Genomic DNA, 15,259 nt, shown 5'->3' on the forward strand with positions numbered 1-15,259 from the left:
GGAATTAATTCGCCCAACGGTTAATCATCGAGACGACATTATTAGTCCGGTTATTTCCACGTTGATGGAATTAACCCCCGTATTTTCCGATGGTGATTTTCGCCAGGCCGCCCCACGCCTGAATAATCCCTCGGCCAAGAACGGAAAAGAGTTAGCTTAAGGAAAGATGATGTTTAAACCGACTTATAAAAAGAACGCCGTTACCCGCGCCATCACCGCCGCCATGCCGCTGTTCCTGCTGGCCGGCTACGCGGCGCAGGCGCATCAGCCCCCTACCGGCGCACAAGTTAATGATGGCGACGTGATCACCGTTACCGCACCGCTCTACTCTCCGCTGACCATCGTCACCTCACCAAAAACCCCACGCCAGCCGGTGCCGGCCAGCGATGGCTCGGACTACCTGAAAACCATTCCCGGCTTTTCTCAGATCCGCAACGGCGGCACCAACGGCGATCCGGTATTTCGCGGCATGTTCGGTTCGCGGTTGAAGATCCTCACCGACGGTTCAGAGATGCTCGGCGCCTGCCCATCGAGAATGGATGCGCCCACCTCTTACATCTCGCCGGAAAGCTTCGATCTGCTGACCATCACCAAAGGGCCGCAGACGGTGCTGTGGGGGCCGGGTTCGTCGGCGGGCACCGTGCGTTTCGAACGTGAACGTCCGCGCTTCGACGAGCCGGGTATCAAGGGCAACGCCAGCGTGCTGACCGGCTCCAATGGCCGCTGGGACGAGAATATCGACGCCAGCCTCGGCGCCGAGCAAGGTTACTTGCGGGTGATGGCCAACAAATCCCGCTCCAACGATTATCAGGACGGCACCAATACGCGCGTGCCGTCGCGCTGGGACAAGTGGAACGGCGATCTGGCGCTCGGCTGGACGCCGGACAACGATACGCTGCTGGAAGTGACCATGGGCCGCGGCAACGGCGAAGCGCGCTATGCCGGCCGCAGCATGGACGGTTCGCAGTTCAAGCGCGAAAGCCTGGGCATGCGGGTGGAAAAATCCAACATCGGCGAGGTGCTGGATAAGCTGGAAGCGCAGGTCTACTACAACTACGCCAACCACGTGATGGACAACGTCACCCTGCGCTCGCCGGGCAGCGGTGGCATGGGGGGGCACGGCGGCCATGGCGGTATGAGCATGGGGGGCCACGGCGGGCACATGATGTCTTCCGGCATGACGATGCAGCTCGATCGCCGCACCGTCGGCGGCCGCGTGATGGGCACCTGGCAGTGGCAGGACGTGAAGCTTGAAAGCGGCCTGGACACGCAGACCAATACCCACCGCAGCATGAGCCGCGGCAGCTGGGAAAAAGACGCCCAGTTCAACAGCTACGGCGCCTTCAGTGAGCTGACCTGGTCCACCAGCGAGCAGGATAAACTGATCGGCGGCGCGCGTCTTGACCGCACCCTGGTGGAGAATTTCCGCAGCGGCAGCGATGGGGAGCGTTCGGACACCCTGCCGAGCGGTTTTATGCGTCTTGAGCATACGTTGGCCGACCTGCCGCTGATGCTGTATGCCGGCGTCGGCTATACCGAGCGCTTCCCGGATTACTGGGAGTTATTCTCGCCGAAGCTGGGCCCGAACGGCAGCAAGGATCCGTTCTCCAGCGTCAAGAGCGAGAAAACCACGCAGCTCGATATCGGCGCGCAGTACAACGGCAAGCGCTTCAACGGCTGGGTCTCCGCTTATGTGGGCCGCGTCGATGATTTCATCCTGTTCAAATACGATCCGTACAATGCGCGTCTCAGCCAGGCCGATAACGTCAACGCCAACATCATGGGCGGCGAAATGGGCATGGGTTACCAACTGAGCGAGCACTGGAAAACCGACGCCAGCCTGGCCTACTCCTGGGGGAAAAACACCAGCGACGGTCGCCCGCTGCCGCAGATCCCGCCGCTGGAGGCACGCTTGGGGCTGACCTATGAGTACGGCGACTGGAGCGGCACCGGGCTGTGGCGTTTGGTCAGCAGCCAAAACCGCGTGGCGATCAACGAAGGCAACGTGGTGGGCAAAGACTTTGCCGAAAGCGCCGGCTTCGGCGTGCTCTCCGCCAACGCCGCCTACAAGGTGAATAAAAACGTCAAGCTGAGCGCCGGTCTGGATAATATCCTGAACAAGACCTACAGCGAGCACCTTAACCTGGCGGGCAACAGCGCCTTCGGCTATTCGGCCAACAGCGCGGTGAATGAACCGGGCCGCACCCTGTGGGCCAAGGTTAACGTCACCTTCTAAGCCATCCACCGGGCGATGGGCAACCGTCGCCCGGTCATGCGATATGCGATCCGGTTCTTAGGATATGAGTTTTAAGTTTTTCCCATTCGGTTTAGCGGCGATTACTATCACCCTCAACGTAATCAACGATCCGGAGGGAATATGCAAAAGCTCACTCGTTTTCTGGCCCTGCTCGGCGAGCTGATGATCGAAAAAGCCGACGATGTCGCGCCACAGGCTACTCAGCCAGACGATCGCGACGACGCGTTGCCACCGCGCCTCGAACGCGGCGTTCCGCTGGCCGACCGCTTCCTGTTCATGTAATTTCCCGCGCAGTTTAACCCGCTTACACTGACCGCACGATATGTTCGCGCAGCCACCGGTGCGCGGGATCCCGATGCGATCTTTCGTGCCACAGCATGGTCATTTCAAACCCCGGCACCGCCAGCGGCGGCTCGAGTTGTTGCAATAAAGGCTGGTTGCGCACCAGCCGCTCCGGCAGCATCGCCACCAAATCGGACTGCGTCAGCACCGAGATCACGAAGAGAAAATGCGGCACGGAAAGCACCACGCGCCGCGTCAGCCCCACGTCCGCCAGCGCTTGGTCGGTGATGCCGTAGAAACCGGCGCCGTCCGGTGAGACCATCACCTGCTCCAATTGGCAAAATTGCGCCAGCGTCAGGTTTTCATGCAGTTTAGGATGGCCGACTCTGCCCACCAGCACATAGCGTTCACTGAACAGCGTGCGCTGACGCAAACCGGGCGGCGCCCCTTCACGGGTGTGAAACGCCAGATCGATCTCTCCCTGTTCCGCCAGTTTGGCGATGCGTGACGGCGCGGTTTCCAGCACCGCCAGCCGGGTGCCGGGCGCCGCCGTGCGCAAACCGTTCAGCGCCGGCAGGACGATGGTGGATTCGCCGTAGTCGAAGGCGGCCACACGCCAGGTATCGGTCGCCACGGCGGGATCGAACGGCGTCGCCGGCGTTACCGCCAACTCAAGCGCCGCCAGCGCCTGGCGCAGCGGTTCCCGCAGCTGCTCCGCTCTGGCGGTAGGACGCATGCCGCGCGGGCCGGGCAACAGCAGCGGATCGTCAAAGATCGCCCGCAGTTTGGCGAGATGCACGCTGACCGCCGGCTGAGAGAAATTGAGCCGCTGCGCCGCGCGCGTAACGTTGTGCTCCGCCAGCAGCGCGTCGAGCGTCACCAGCAGATTGAGATCCAGCCGTCTTAAATTATTCATGGTTATACCTGGGATAACGGTAATTCATTTCTAATATACCTTGTGACGCCCTAACCTGCAGCTCTCACACCAAGGAGAGTTGCTATGAATGTGCTGATTGTTTACGCCCACCCGGAGCCGCAGTCGCTGACCGGCTCACTGAAAAACTTCGCCGTTGAGCGCCTGACGCAGGCCGGTCATCAGGTACAGGTGTCCGATCTGTACGCCATGAAGTGGAAAGCGGCACTTGACGCCAACGACAGCCTGGAAGGTGCATCAGGGCCCCGTTTCGATCCTTCGTTGGATTCCCAGCGCGCGTTTGCCAACGGCGTGCAGAGCGCCGATATCGAACGGGAGCAGCAAAAATTGCGCTGGGCGGACGCGGTGCTGCTACAGTTTCCGCTGTGGTGGTTCTCGATGCCGGCGATTCTGAAAGGCTGGTTCGAGCGTGTCTATGCCTATGGTTTTGCCTATGGCGTCGGTGAGCATTCCGACACCCATTGGGGCGACCGTTACGGCGAGGGGACGCTGGCGGGCAAACGGGCGATGCTGATCGTCACCGCCGGCGGCTGGGAGTCCCATTACGCCCCGCGCGGCATCAACGGGCCGATCGACGATATCCTGTTTCCGATCCAGCACGGCATGCTGCATTACCCAGGCTTCGAGGTGCTGCCGCCGTTTGTCACCTACCGCGCCGGAAAGACCGACGAGACGCGCTTCGCCGCCCTGTGCGAGCAGCTCGGGCAACGGCTCGATACCCTGTGGCACACCGAGCCCATTCCGTTTCGGCGACAGAACGCCGGTGACTACCTGATCCCGCAGTTGACGCTGAAAGCGCATCTCGCGCCGGGTCAGGACGGTTTTGGCGTTCACATCGAGTAGCCGGAGGCGCACGCCCTGGCGCATCCGGAGCATGGCGTTAATTCAGGGCGGCGAGAAATGTCTGGTAGCCCTGTGCGCTGCTGTCCAGCTCATGCTGCTGAACCTGCTCTGCCACCCCGTCCGAAGCGGCTTCCTTGCCGTAAAAGGCAAAGAACGAGGCATAATCAGCCCGCACGTAATCGGCGGTCACTTCAAACGGCCGGAAGATCTCCTCCAGCGAGTAGCGATAACGCCCTTCACGCGCGTAATCTTCTGCGCGCACGCCCGCCGTGACCGCCAGCGCCAGTTTCTTGTTCTGCATCTTATAGCCGCTGCGGGAACCGTAGGCCCAGCCGTAAGTGAGCACGTCGTCCAGCCATTTTTTCAGCAGCGGCGGGCTGCTGAACCAGTAAATCGGGAACTGCAGCACGATGTTGTCATGCGCTTCAATCAACTGCTGTTCTTTGGCGACGTCGATCTGCCAGTCCGGATAGGCCTGATGCAATTCGTGCACCGTATACCGCTCCGGATAGCGACGCAGTTCCTCCAGCCAACGTTTGTTAACCACCGAGTTCGCCATATCGGGATGGGCCACGATCACCAAGGTTTTCATACTGATTTCTCCAGTCAGGTGTTTCGACGCATCTTAGGGTATGCTGACAGAATGTAAAATACGCACACTCACGACACATACTTACCTTGGAGAAAGTATAAAATGACCGCCGAATCTCACTGCAGCCCAACGGGCATCAGTCTCGAAGACACCGGCTATGGCTACACCCTGTCGGTGATAAACGGCAAATATAAAATGATTATTCTCTACTGGCTGGCGCTGTATAAGCCAGTATTGCGGTTCAACGAGCTGCAGCGCTGCATCGGCACCATTTCGTACAAAACGCTGAGTTCGACGCTGAAAGAGCTGGAAAAAGACCGGCTAGTGGTGAGAAAGGAGTATCCGCAGATCCCGCCCAAGGTGGAGTACAGCCTGTCCGAACGCGGGCGTTCGCTGATCCCGGTGATCGACATGATGTGTAACTGGGGGGAACAGCACCGGCCGGAACAGCCGGTGCCCTGAGAGGTTAGTTGTCCGCCGCCGCTGAGGTTGCCGGAGCGGGATCGTCGTGCTCAACCAACGCGTCCGCCGGCCGGCACTGGCGCAGCGTGCGTACGCTGAAAGCCACCAGCACGCCGAGCACGGCGGCGAATGCACCAAACGACAGCACGCTCATCAACGGGGTGAACACCCTGCCCAGTACGCCGAGCCCCAGCGCGCCGATCGAGTCGCCGGTCACGTCCTGCGCGGTGCCGAGGCTGTTCACCCGCCCAAGCAAATGATCCGGCGTGTTGCTCTGGATCAGCATGAACTGCAGAAGTGAGGCGATAGCGTTGGCGTAGCCGTAGCACACCAGCGCCAGCAGCGCCGGCGCCAGGTGGCTGAACAGCCCCAGTGACGCGATGGCGGTGAACGCGACGATAGCGGCGACCAGGATCAGCACGCCAGGGCGAGCGTATCGCCCCACCCAGCCGCTGGTCAGCGCGCCCAGCATCGCACCGAGCGGCACCGCGGAGTACATCAGGCCGATAGAGGACGCGCCAACGTGGTAAGCGTCCTGCGCCAGCGCCGGGAACAGCACCCTGACGGCGCCGACGATGCTCATTAGCATCCCCAGCAGCACCACCGAGCCGACCACCTTATTGCGCCAGACAAACTGGAAGCCGCTGGCGAGCGCACGCAGCGGGTGTTCCGGCTCCTGCTGCTGCGGCAGCAGCGTCGGCAAGCGCACCAGCGGGACCAGGGTGCCCAGCGTCCCTGCCGCCGCGACGGCGAACGCGAGACCGACACCCCCGAACACGATGATAATCCCGCCCAGCGCCGGTGCGAGGATCGCGCCGATGCGCACCGTCACCATGCTCAAGGCCCCTGCCGCCGCCAGGTTTTCACGCCCGACCAGCAGCGGGATCACCGCCATCAGCGCCGTCATACCCAGCGCGCCGAAGAAGCCGTCCCAGGCCGCCAGCAGGTAGAGCGCCCACAGCGACGGTGCCGGGGCGAAGGCGTTCAGGCTCAGGGCGACAAAGCCCAGCCCGCAGGTGCCGCGCGCAAACAGGATAAGCTTGCGGCGATCGTAGCGATCGGCAAGCACCCCGCCCAGCATCAGGCCGATAAACATACCTACGCCGTCCAGCGCCACCGCCACGCCCACCTGCAACGTGGATCCGGTCATCGCCTGGATCTGAATCGGCACCCCTACCGCCAACATGCCGAGGGAAAACACCGACAGCATGCGGGCGCAGAAAATCGCGCGGAAATGCGCATTGCTTCTCAGCAAACTGAAATCAAGAAAAAAAGAAGGTCTGGCCATAGTGTCCTGCATGTCATGTTTTAGTGCGGGCCGGGACGCACGCCCCCCGGCCCGGTTGCGTTATACCAAGCCGTATTGCCGCGTCAGCAGCGAATGCAACAGCGGCCCAAGCGTCTCCAGCGAGGCCGGAGACAGAATGTCCGCGTGTTCGCAGCGCTGATGATGGCAGATCAACCCATCCAGATACGGCGCCCACACGGCATTGATGTCCATCTCCGGCGGCAGCGTCTGGTCGGCGACAAACAGCGTCGCCGTGCCGTGGAAACGCCGGCTGCGCGCCTGGGACAGAATGCGCACCGCATCGCGGTAGTTGGCGACGATGCTGTCGAACATCGCCGCCTTCTCCGCCATCAGCGCCGGATCGCCATGATCTTCCGCCATAAACTCGGCCTGTTCCTGCGCCACCTCTTTCTGCGCGTCTTCCTCGCTGGGGCCGGTCCAATCCTGGCCTTCCGGCGGATAGGTATCCAGCATGCCGAGGAACGCCACCTCTTCGCCCTGCTGCTGCAGGCGCGCGGCCATCGAGTGCGCCAGCGTGCCGCCGAGCGAATAGCCCAGCAGGTAGTAAGGCCCCTGCGGCTGCAGGCGGCGCAGATGGGCGAGATGACGATCGACCATCTGCTCAATATCCTCGCAGGTGGCGATAGCACCATCCGGTCTTGGCGACTGCAGGCCGATGATGGGGTAGTTCCCCGGCAGATAACGGCTCAGCCCCGAGTACTGCCAGGCGAAACCGGAAGCCGGATGCAGGCAGAACAGCGCCGGGCCTTGACCGGCCCGCAGCTGCAGGCATTCGCCGACGCCACGGCTCTCGGCCGAGTTGGCGGCCTGCGCGTCATCGAGCAGGTGCGCCATCTTCTCCAGGCTGCGGGCGAACATGATCTGTCCGACGCTCAACGGCCGCGGGACGCGCCGGCGCAGCTCTGCCGCCAGACGCATCGCCAGCAGCGAATGGCCGCCCAGCGCGAAGAAGTCGTCGTCGGCATACACCGTCTCGCGCCCCAGCAGTTCCCCGAACAGCGCCGCCAGCAGGCGCTCGCTGTCGCTCTGCGGCGCACGCCCGGCTTGCAGGGCCAGCTGCGGCCGTGGCAATGCCTTGCGATCCAGTTTGCCGCTGGCGCTGAGCGGGAAGCTGTCGGTCATGACATAGCTGACCGGCATCATGTGCGCCGGCAAACGTGCCTCCAGCGCCTGATGCAGCACGGCAGTATCCAGCGTCACGCCCGGTTGGGCGATCAGCCAGGCGACCAGCTGCCGCATATCGGCGCCGCCCAGCCCCGTCGCGCCCTCGCCCAGTTCGATGGCGTGCACCGCCGCTTGCGCTACTCCCGGCTGTGCCAGCAGCGCCTGTTCGATTTCGCCCAGCTCGATACGCTGGCCACGGATCTTCAGCTGATCGTCGCTGCGTCCCAAATACTCGACGCTGCCGTCTTCCAGCCAGCGGGCGATATCGCCGGTGCGATACATGCGCGCCCCGTTGCCGGCGGGATCGGCGACAAACCGCTGTGCCGTCAACCCCGGCCGATGCAGATAGCCATCGGCCAGCTGAATGCCGCGCAGGTAGAGATCGCCGGCGCAGCCGACGGGTACCGGCCGCAGCATGGCGTCGAGAATGCTCAGTTGGGTGTTCCAGACCGGTTTGCCGATCGGCACGCCGGCGCCGTTCACCGCCGCCAATGCCGCGCCGGACGCCGGTTGGTAGGTGACATCGACCGCCGCCTCCGTCGGGCCATACAGGTTGTGCAGCGGCGCCGTGACCAACGCCTGATAGCGGGAAGCCAGTTCGCACGACAGCGCTTCGCCGCTGCAGAACACGCGTTTCAGGCTGGCGGCGGCGCGCTGTGGCGCCCGCTCGTTCAAGGCCTCCACCCAGATAGCCAACATGGATGGAACGAAATGCAGCGTGGTCACGCCATAGTCGTCGATCAACGTCGTCAGCGCCTGCGGATCGCGGTGCGCCTCCGACGGCGCCATCACCAGGCGCGCGCCGACCATCAGCGGCCAGAAGAACTCCCAGACGGAAACGTCGAAGCTGCACGGCGTTTTCTGCAAGACCACGTCCTGCGCATCGAGCGCATACTCGTGCTGCATCCAGAACAGGCGGTTGACGATCGCCCGGTGGTTCACCACCACGCCTTTCGGCCGCCCGGTAGAGCCGGAGGTATACAGCACGTAGGCGGGATAATCGCCGTTCCCCGTCGGTGGGCGCGGCGCCGGTTCGCGCCCGCTGTCGTCCAGCACATCGAACCGCAGCGTCGGCGCCAGTGCGGCAAAGCGGGCGTCCAACGCGCTTTCGGTGATAATCAGCCGCGGTTTGGCGTCCTCCACCATGTAGCCCAGCCGCTCGTCCGGGTAGCCGGTGTCCAGCGGCAACCAGGCGGCGCCGGTCTGCACAATCGCCGTCAGCGCCAGGCTGAGGCGCACGGAGCGTGGCAACGCCACCGCAACGATATCGCCCGGCTGAATGCCGGCCGCCGTCAGCCGCTCGGCCAACAGTGCGGCCTGGCGCTGCATGTCACGGTAGCTGAGGCTGTGCCCGGCATCCTGCAGCGCGATGCGTTCCGGCGTGCGGCGCGCTTGATCGGCGATCGCCTGATGCAAGGTGGTGTCCGCCACCGCCTGTCCGGTACGGTTGACCGCCGCGATCAGCGCCTGCTCCTGCGGGATTTGCAACTGCCAGCGCGGCAGCGGCAGATCCGGCTGGGCGATCCACTGTTGCAGCAGCGCCATCAGCCGCGCGGCGAAGCGCTCAGGCTGCGGCACCGAGGCGCGGTACTCCATCAGCAGACGCAGACGTTCGCCCGGCAGCACCAGCAGCGTCAGCGGATAGTGGGTATAGCCTTTGTTGCGGATGGCGTCGCAGCGCAGCGCCCCTGCTCCGCCCAGCAGAGCGTCGTTGTCCGGGTAGTTTTCTACCACCAACAACGTATCGAACAGCGTGCCCGCCCCGGCCAGGTGCTGGATCTCCCCCAACCCCAAATCGTCGTGCTCCAGCAGTTCAATCTGCCGGTGCTGCAGTTCGGTCAACTGATCCGTCAACGAACGGTCATGCTGCAGACGAACCCGCACCGGCAGCGTGTTGCTGAACAGGCCAACATGCTCCTCAACCCCTTCTATCTGGCCAAAGCGGCCGGAAACCGGCGAGCCGAACACCACGTCCTGATGGCCGCAACAGCTGGCCAGCTGCAGCGCCCAAATGCCCTGCATCACGGTATTGAGCGTCAACCCGCGTTCGCGGCACAGAGTCAGCAAACGCCTTTCCTCGGCCGGCGGCAGCGTCATTTCCAGCTCATGCACGCGATCGTCCTGCGTTTCACCGAACAGCAACGTCGGGCGCACATCCTGCAGCGTCTCGCGCCAGAGGCGGCGTGAGGCTTCGGCATCGCGCGCGGCCAGGCGGCACACGATATCGGCGTAGTTCGAACGCAGCGGCGGCAGCGCCTGCTCGCCTTCACGCAAGGCCAGCATCAGATCGTTGAGCACCACCGGCGTCGACCAGCCGTCGACGATCAGGTGGTGCGCGTTAAGGAACAACGTGTGGCGTTCGCTATCGCCGTGTTTGACCCGCAGCGCATGCAGCATTGCGCCCGGCTGGTTGAACAGATCGCGCTGCAGTTCCTGCTGCTCCAATTGATTCAGCGCCTGCGCTTCTTGTTCGGCGGACAGCGGCGGCAGCCTGTGGCTGTCCAGCGGCCAATGGCTTTCCTGCGGTATCAGCTGCAGCGGTTCGCCTTCGCGGTTGAATCGGGCGGCCAGCTGCGGATGGCGGCGGATCACCGCATCCAGCGCCTGCTGAAGGTGATGCGCGTCCAATTCTCCGCAGAGACTCAGGCGCGTCAGCGAGTTATAGCTGCCGCCCTGCTGCGCCGTCTGTGCATGGAACAGCAGGCCGTGTTGCAACGGCAACAGCGGCAGCGCTGCGGTTAACGGCCCATACGCCCGTTCCCAGGCGCGCACCGTCTCATCGTCAACGTTCGGCTGGGCGATCTCGGCCGCTACCAACGTCGCCGCCGCGCGATCGGGATGCCGTTCGGCAAATTCGCACAGTGCACGTACTGCTTGCTCGATGCCGCTGTGCAGCTGCGTAATGTCGCTCTCGCTGAAAATCCCCTCCAGCCAGCTCCAGTTGATCGCCAGGCACGCGCCGTCGCGCCGCTCTTCGACAAAGATATTCACCTCCAGGCCATACGACAGCGCCTGCTGTGCATCCTGCGCCACGGCGAAGGCGTCGCGGAAGCGGGTTTGGCTGCGTTGCGGCGCCCAGTTCCCCTCGTCCTGGCTGAAGCGCCCGAGGTAGTTGAACAAGATCTCCGGCGCATTGCGCTGCGCCAGCGCCGCCAGTTCGTCACGCTGCGGGTGCAGATAACGCAGCTGGCCGTAACCGACGCCGCGATCGGCCACCGCACGCGTCGCCCGTTTCACCGCACGCACGGCCTCATTGTGTTCGGCGTCATGCAGTTCGATGCGCAGCGGATACTCCGCCGTCAGCCAGCCGACGGTGCGGGCCAGATCGAGGCCGTCGTCCAGTTCGGCGCGGCCGTGCGACTCCAGAGAGAAACGCAGCGAAGCGGCCTGGAAACGGCGGCGACAGGCCTGAGCCAGCGCGCACAGCATGATCTCTTCAACCTGCGCGCGGTATCCCTGCGGCAAGGTGCCGAGCAGCGCGGCGGTCAGCCGGCTGTCGATCAGCGTGCGCCGTTCGCTCACCGAGGCGAGGCGATCGGTCTGCGGATCCAGCGCGCGCCGCCCCAAACGCGGCACCTCGTCCGCCAGCATCTGCCGCCAGAACGGCAGCTCGGCTTCGCGGCGTTCGACGTCGGCTCGTAGGCGTGCAGACCACTCATAGAGCGAGGTTTCTTCCGGCGGCAGCATGATCGGCTGCCCCTGCATGGCGCTGTCGGCCACTTGCCGCAGTTCGTCGAGCAAGATGCGCCAGGAAACGCCGTCGACCACCAGATGGTGGATCGCCAGCACCAGCCCCAGGCTCTGCTCGTCGCGCTGCAACAGGATGGCTTGCATCATGGCGCCGGCCGCCGGATCGAGATGGTCAAGCGCGGCATCAAACGCCTGTTCTGCCGCTGATTCCAGCTCACCGGACACGGTATTAACCTGCATCAGCTCACCGGCGGCGGCGGTTTCAACCACCAACTGACCGTCGCGGATCCGCGCGCCCAGCGCCGGGTGTGCCGTGTGCAGCTGTTCCAACGCATAACGCAGCTGTTGCGGCTGCAGCTCGGCAGGTACACGCAGGAAAACGCCGTGCGCGAAGCGGCGATGCATATCGCCCGTCTCGGCAAACCAGTGCAGGATCGGCAGCCCGTCGATCGGGCCTTGCTGTACGCTGCGTGTAGCCTGAGAGTCTATGGCCAGCGGCTGCATCGCCTGCGCCATGCGCGCGGGGGTGTGCAGCGCGAAGATCTCGCGCGGCCGCAGCAGATACCCTTTGCGCCGCAGGGCGGTACCCAGCCCCATCGCCGAGATGCTGTCGCCGCCGAGCGCGAAGAAATCGTCGTCGGCACCGACGCGATCCATCCCCAGCAGCTGCGCCATGGCGCCGCAAATCAGCCTTTCCTGCTCGGTGGCCGGCTCGCGAATGCTTTGCGCCAGCGTCTCCTGCGGTTTTGGCAGCGCCTGGCGGTCAATCTTGCCATTCACGTTAAGCGGCAGCTCCGGCATCACCACCAGGATCGCCGGCACCATATAATCCGGCAGACGCTGCGCCAGTTGCCCCAGCAGTTCGCTTTGCAGCGTGGGTGAGGCGCGCCGCGCGTCATCCTGCACCGAGCAGTAACCGATCAAACGATAGGTGGCGCCGATCGGCTCGGCGATCACCACCGCCCGCCCCACGTCCGGCAAGGCGGCCAAGGCGCTTTCCACCTCACCCAGCTCGACGCGGAAGCCGCGCACCTTGATTTGGTGATCGGTACGGCCAATGAATACCAGCTGACCCTCCGCGCTCCAGCGCATCAGATCGCCGCTGCGGTACATCACCTCGCCTTCGGCGAACGGGTTGGCGACAAAGCGCGCCGCCGTCAGATCCGGGCGCCGCAGGTAACCGCGCGCGATGCCTTTGCCGGAAATGTACAGCTCGCCCGCCGCGCCGATCGGCACCGGCTGCAGCCGGCTGTCGAGCAGCCAGACGGCGGTATTGGCGAGGGGACGCCCGATCACCGGCTGATCGGCGGCCGTGACCGGCGCGCCGAGGGTATCGACGGTATATTCTGACGGGCCGTAATAGTTGTGGATCTCCACCTCCGGATGCTGCTGCATCAGGTTCCACAGCGTCGGCGTTGCCGCCTCACCGCCGATCATCACGAACGCCGGCAGCGGGAACTGCCCCTTCAGCAGGCCGCAGTCCACCAGTTGCGAGAAGAACGACGGCGTGATGTCCAGCAGATCGATCGGCGTCTGTTGGGTTTGTTCCAGCAGCGCCCAGGGGTCGCGGCGCAGCTCCTCGTCGAAGATAACCAGTTCGCTGCCCATCATCATGCAGAACAGCGGTTCCCAGGAGGAGTCGAAAGAAAACGAGGCGGTATGGCCGGCGCGCAAGCGGCGCGCGTGGCGAGCCTGGAATTTTTCGATCGCCGGGCCGAACAGAGAGGCCTGGTGCGACAGGAACAGGTTCAGCAGCCCGCGATGCGTGGACATCACGCCCTTGGGTTTGCCGGTCGAGCCGGAGGTGTAAATCATGTAGGCGAGATGCGCCTCGCTCAGCGGCATGCGCCGCTCGTCGTCCGTTATCGGCGTGGCCTCGGCAGCCGCGCAGCGCGCCAGGCACGCTGCGTCGTCCAGGCACAATACTTGTGGCAGGTCCGGCATGTTGGTCAGCGTGGCGCGGTGGGTCAGCAACATTACCGGCCGCGCGTCGTCGCACATCAGCGCCAAACGTTCACGCGGATAGTCCAGATCGAGCGGCATATAGGCCGCGCCGCTGGCCAACACGCCGAACAGCGCGACCAGCGTGTCCACCGAGCGCGGAATGCCGATGGCCACCACGTCTTCGGCGCCGATGCCGCTGTCGATCAGCACGCGCCCCAGCTGCATCACCCGTTCGGAGAGTTGCCGGTAGCTGAGGCGCTCGCCGCCGCAGGCCACCGCCAATGCCTCAGGCTGGCGTTCAACCTGGCGCTGGAATGCATCCATGATTGACACCATACCCGTTGGCGGCGTCAGATCGGCGCCGCGCCCCCAGGCCGCGAGTTGCCTTAGCTCCCCTTCGCCGATCAACGCCAGTTGACCGTTCGGCTGGTGCGGCTGCCGCGCCAGCTGCTGCAGCCAATGGCCGATGCGCTCCGCGTGATGATGCAAGCTGCGCGGCGAGTATTTGGCCGGGTTGGCCACCAAAGACAGCGTCAGCACGCCGTTGCGAAAGCCGATCTCAAACTCCAGGTCATCGACCGGCCCCATCGCCAGCGTATGGGTAACGGCCGCCTGGCCGTCAAACGACAAGGCGCTGTGGTAGACCTTGACGTTGACCACTGGGCCATAGAGTTCCTGATGACCGCCGACCAGGCCGAGATCGCGTTTGATCTGCTCCGCCTCATAGCGTTGATGGCGGCGCGCCTGTTTGATCTGCGCTACGGTCGCCTGGCAGACGTCCGCCAGCGACAGCTCCGGCGTCACGTTCAGCAGCAGCGGCAGCACGTTGACCACCGGGCCGACCGCCGCCAGCGCCTGCGACCCCATCCGCCGCATGAAAGGAAAACCGACTGAGAAGCGGGTTTCGCCGCTCATGCGCGCCAGATACATCGCCAGCGCCGCCGTGACGATGTCGGCCGGTTGCAGCGCCTGCAACGCGTCGTCGCGCAGCGCTTCGTCAAACAGTGACTCCGGCAGCACCAGCACCTGTTTGAGCGGCCGGGCGCCCGGTTCAACCTCCCGGCTTTCCGTCGATAATGACAGCGGCGACGGCAGTTCGCGCAGATGCTGGCGCCAGAACTCGGCCGCCCGTTGGCGCGCCGGCGACGTTTGCCATTGCTGAAACTCTTCCACTACCTTGCCGAACGGGGTAAACGGCGAAGCCGCGGGCGACAGCCCGTGGCGCAGCGCGCGATAGATATCGGCGATCCGGCGGGTGATGGCTTCGAAACTGAAGCCGTCCAGGGTCAGATGATGAAAGCGCTGGTACCAAAACCAACGATCGGCGCTGACGCGGATTATCGCATGGCGATAAAGCGACCGTTCGCCGTCCGCAGGCAAATCCTGCGCCAGATCGTCGTTCATCAGCGCCAGCGCCGCCTGTTCGGCGTCCGGCTGCGCGCTGAAATCGAACCACTCCGGCGCCTGTACGCGCGCAGGGTCGGCTATCAACGGGAGACGCTGCACCGGCTGGCCGTCCTGCGCCTCAAAGAACCGCGCCTGAACCGTATCCGCTTCGGCCAGCCCCTGACGGATCGCGCGCTCCAGCGCCGAACGATCGATTGCGCCGTGCAATTCGGTGTAGTGCGCCACGGCGAAGCTGTTGCGCCGCAGCGCGATTTGGTCGGCGATCCAGATCCCCGGTTGCGCCGCAACCAGCGGATAATCCCGATACTCGACCTGAGTATCCGGTAAAGAAAGCGTTTCTGACATGGTGTCTGTCCTTTCCCTCAAACGGAATGT

At 64.1% G+C, this 15,259-nt stretch carries 8 protein-coding genes; 4 read left to right on the forward strand and 4 right to left on the reverse strand.

Going from position 1 to position 15,259, the window contains the following annotated elements:
- Positions 1–169 precede the first annotated feature (169 nt).
- Together QMZ29_RS07055 and QMZ29_RS07060 are read left to right on the forward strand one after the other, a co-directional pair.
- Entirely contained in the window at positions 170–2,236 is a 2,067-nt protein-coding gene (locus QMZ29_RS07055) for a TonB-dependent copper receptor (RefSeq protein ID WP_173888792.1), read from the forward strand.
- A 141-nt stretch (positions 2,237–2,377) separates the two neighbouring features.
- Positions 2,378–2,539: a hypothetical protein gene (locus QMZ29_RS07060; protein ID WP_162837924.1), complete on the forward strand. Its 162-nt coding sequence runs from the start codon at positions 2,378–2,380 to the stop codon at positions 2,537–2,539.
- A 22-nt stretch (positions 2,540–2,561) separates the two neighbouring features.
- Here the strand turns inward: QMZ29_RS07060 and QMZ29_RS07065 are convergent, their stop codons facing one another.
- Positions 2,562–3,455 (reverse strand): LysR family transcriptional regulator, encoded by an 894-nt coding sequence (locus QMZ29_RS07065; protein ID WP_197810907.1) that lies wholly within the window; start codon positions 3,453–3,455, stop codon positions 2,562–2,564.
- Positions 3,456–3,539: 84 nt separating this feature from the next.
- Here QMZ29_RS07065 and QMZ29_RS07070 point away from each other — a divergent pair, with 84 nt between their 5' ends.
- Positions 3,540–4,316: an NAD(P)H-dependent oxidoreductase gene (locus QMZ29_RS07070; protein ID WP_060433089.1), complete on the forward strand. Its 777-nt coding sequence runs from the start codon at positions 3,540–3,542 to the stop codon at positions 4,314–4,316.
- Between the two features lie 37 nt (positions 4,317–4,353).
- On the opposite strand, the gene QMZ29_RS07075 is transcribed toward QMZ29_RS07070, so the two are convergent.
- A complete protein-coding gene (locus QMZ29_RS07075; protein WP_261424517.1) occupies positions 4,354–4,908 on the reverse strand; it encodes an NAD(P)H-dependent oxidoreductase in 555 nt (184 codons plus the stop codon).
- 102 nt (positions 4,909–5,010) lie between these two features.
- Between QMZ29_RS07075 and QMZ29_RS07080 the strand changes: the two genes are divergently transcribed.
- Positions 5,011–5,370, forward strand: a complete 360-nt coding sequence (locus tag QMZ29_RS07080; RefSeq protein WP_025302868.1) for a winged helix-turn-helix transcriptional regulator — start codon at positions 5,011–5,013, stop codon at positions 5,368–5,370.
- 4 nt (positions 5,371–5,374) lie between these two features.
- Here the strand turns inward: QMZ29_RS07080 and entS are convergent, their stop codons facing one another.
- Positions 5,375–6,658 carry an enterobactin transporter EntS gene (gene entS, locus QMZ29_RS07085; RefSeq protein WP_043137289.1) on the reverse strand — a complete coding sequence of 428 codons (1,284 nt, stop codon included), beginning with the start codon at positions 6,656–6,658 and terminating at the stop codon, positions 5,375–5,377.
- Positions 6,659–6,718: 60 nt separating this feature from the next.
- Positions 6,719–15,229 carry a non-ribosomal peptide synthetase gene (locus tag QMZ29_RS07090; RefSeq protein ID WP_261424520.1) on the reverse strand — a complete coding sequence of 2,837 codons (8,511 nt, stop codon included), beginning with the start codon at positions 15,227–15,229 and terminating at the stop codon, positions 6,719–6,721.
- Positions 15,230–15,259 lie beyond the last annotated feature (30 nt).

The organism is Serratia sp. PF-27, from assembly GCF_030053255.1.
GTDB classification, from domain to species: domain Bacteria; phylum Pseudomonadota; class Gammaproteobacteria; order Enterobacterales; family Enterobacteriaceae; genus Serratia; species Serratia bockelmannii.

Excerpts from the sequence above, each read along its gene's own strand:
- QMZ29_RS07090 (WP_261424520.1), bottom strand. The coding sequence starts at position 15,229 with ATGTCAGAAACGCTTTCTTTACCGGATACTCAGGTCGAGTATCGGGAT.
- QMZ29_RS07075 (WP_261424517.1), bottom strand. The coding sequence starts at position 4,908 with ATGAAAACCTTGGTGATCGTGGCCCATCCCGATATGGCGAACTCGGTG.
- QMZ29_RS07060 (WP_162837924.1), top strand. The coding sequence starts at position 2,378 with ATGCAAAAGCTCACTCGTTTTCTGGCCCTGCTCGGCGAGCTGATGATC.
- entS (WP_043137289.1), bottom strand. The coding sequence starts at position 6,658 with ATGGCCAGACCTTCTTTTTTTCTTGATTTCAGTTTGCTGAGAAGCAAT.
- QMZ29_RS07070 (WP_060433089.1), top strand. The coding sequence starts at position 3,540 with ATGAATGTGCTGATTGTTTACGCCCACCCGGAGCCGCAGTCGCTGACC.
- QMZ29_RS07055 (WP_173888792.1), top strand. The coding sequence starts at position 170 with ATGTTTAAACCGACTTATAAAAAGAACGCCGTTACCCGCGCCATCACC.
- QMZ29_RS07080 (WP_025302868.1), top strand. The coding sequence starts at position 5,011 with ATGACCGCCGAATCTCACTGCAGCCCAACGGGCATCAGTCTCGAAGAC.
- QMZ29_RS07065 (WP_197810907.1), bottom strand. The coding sequence starts at position 3,455 with ATGAATAATTTAAGACGGCTGGATCTCAATCTGCTGGTGACGCTCGAC.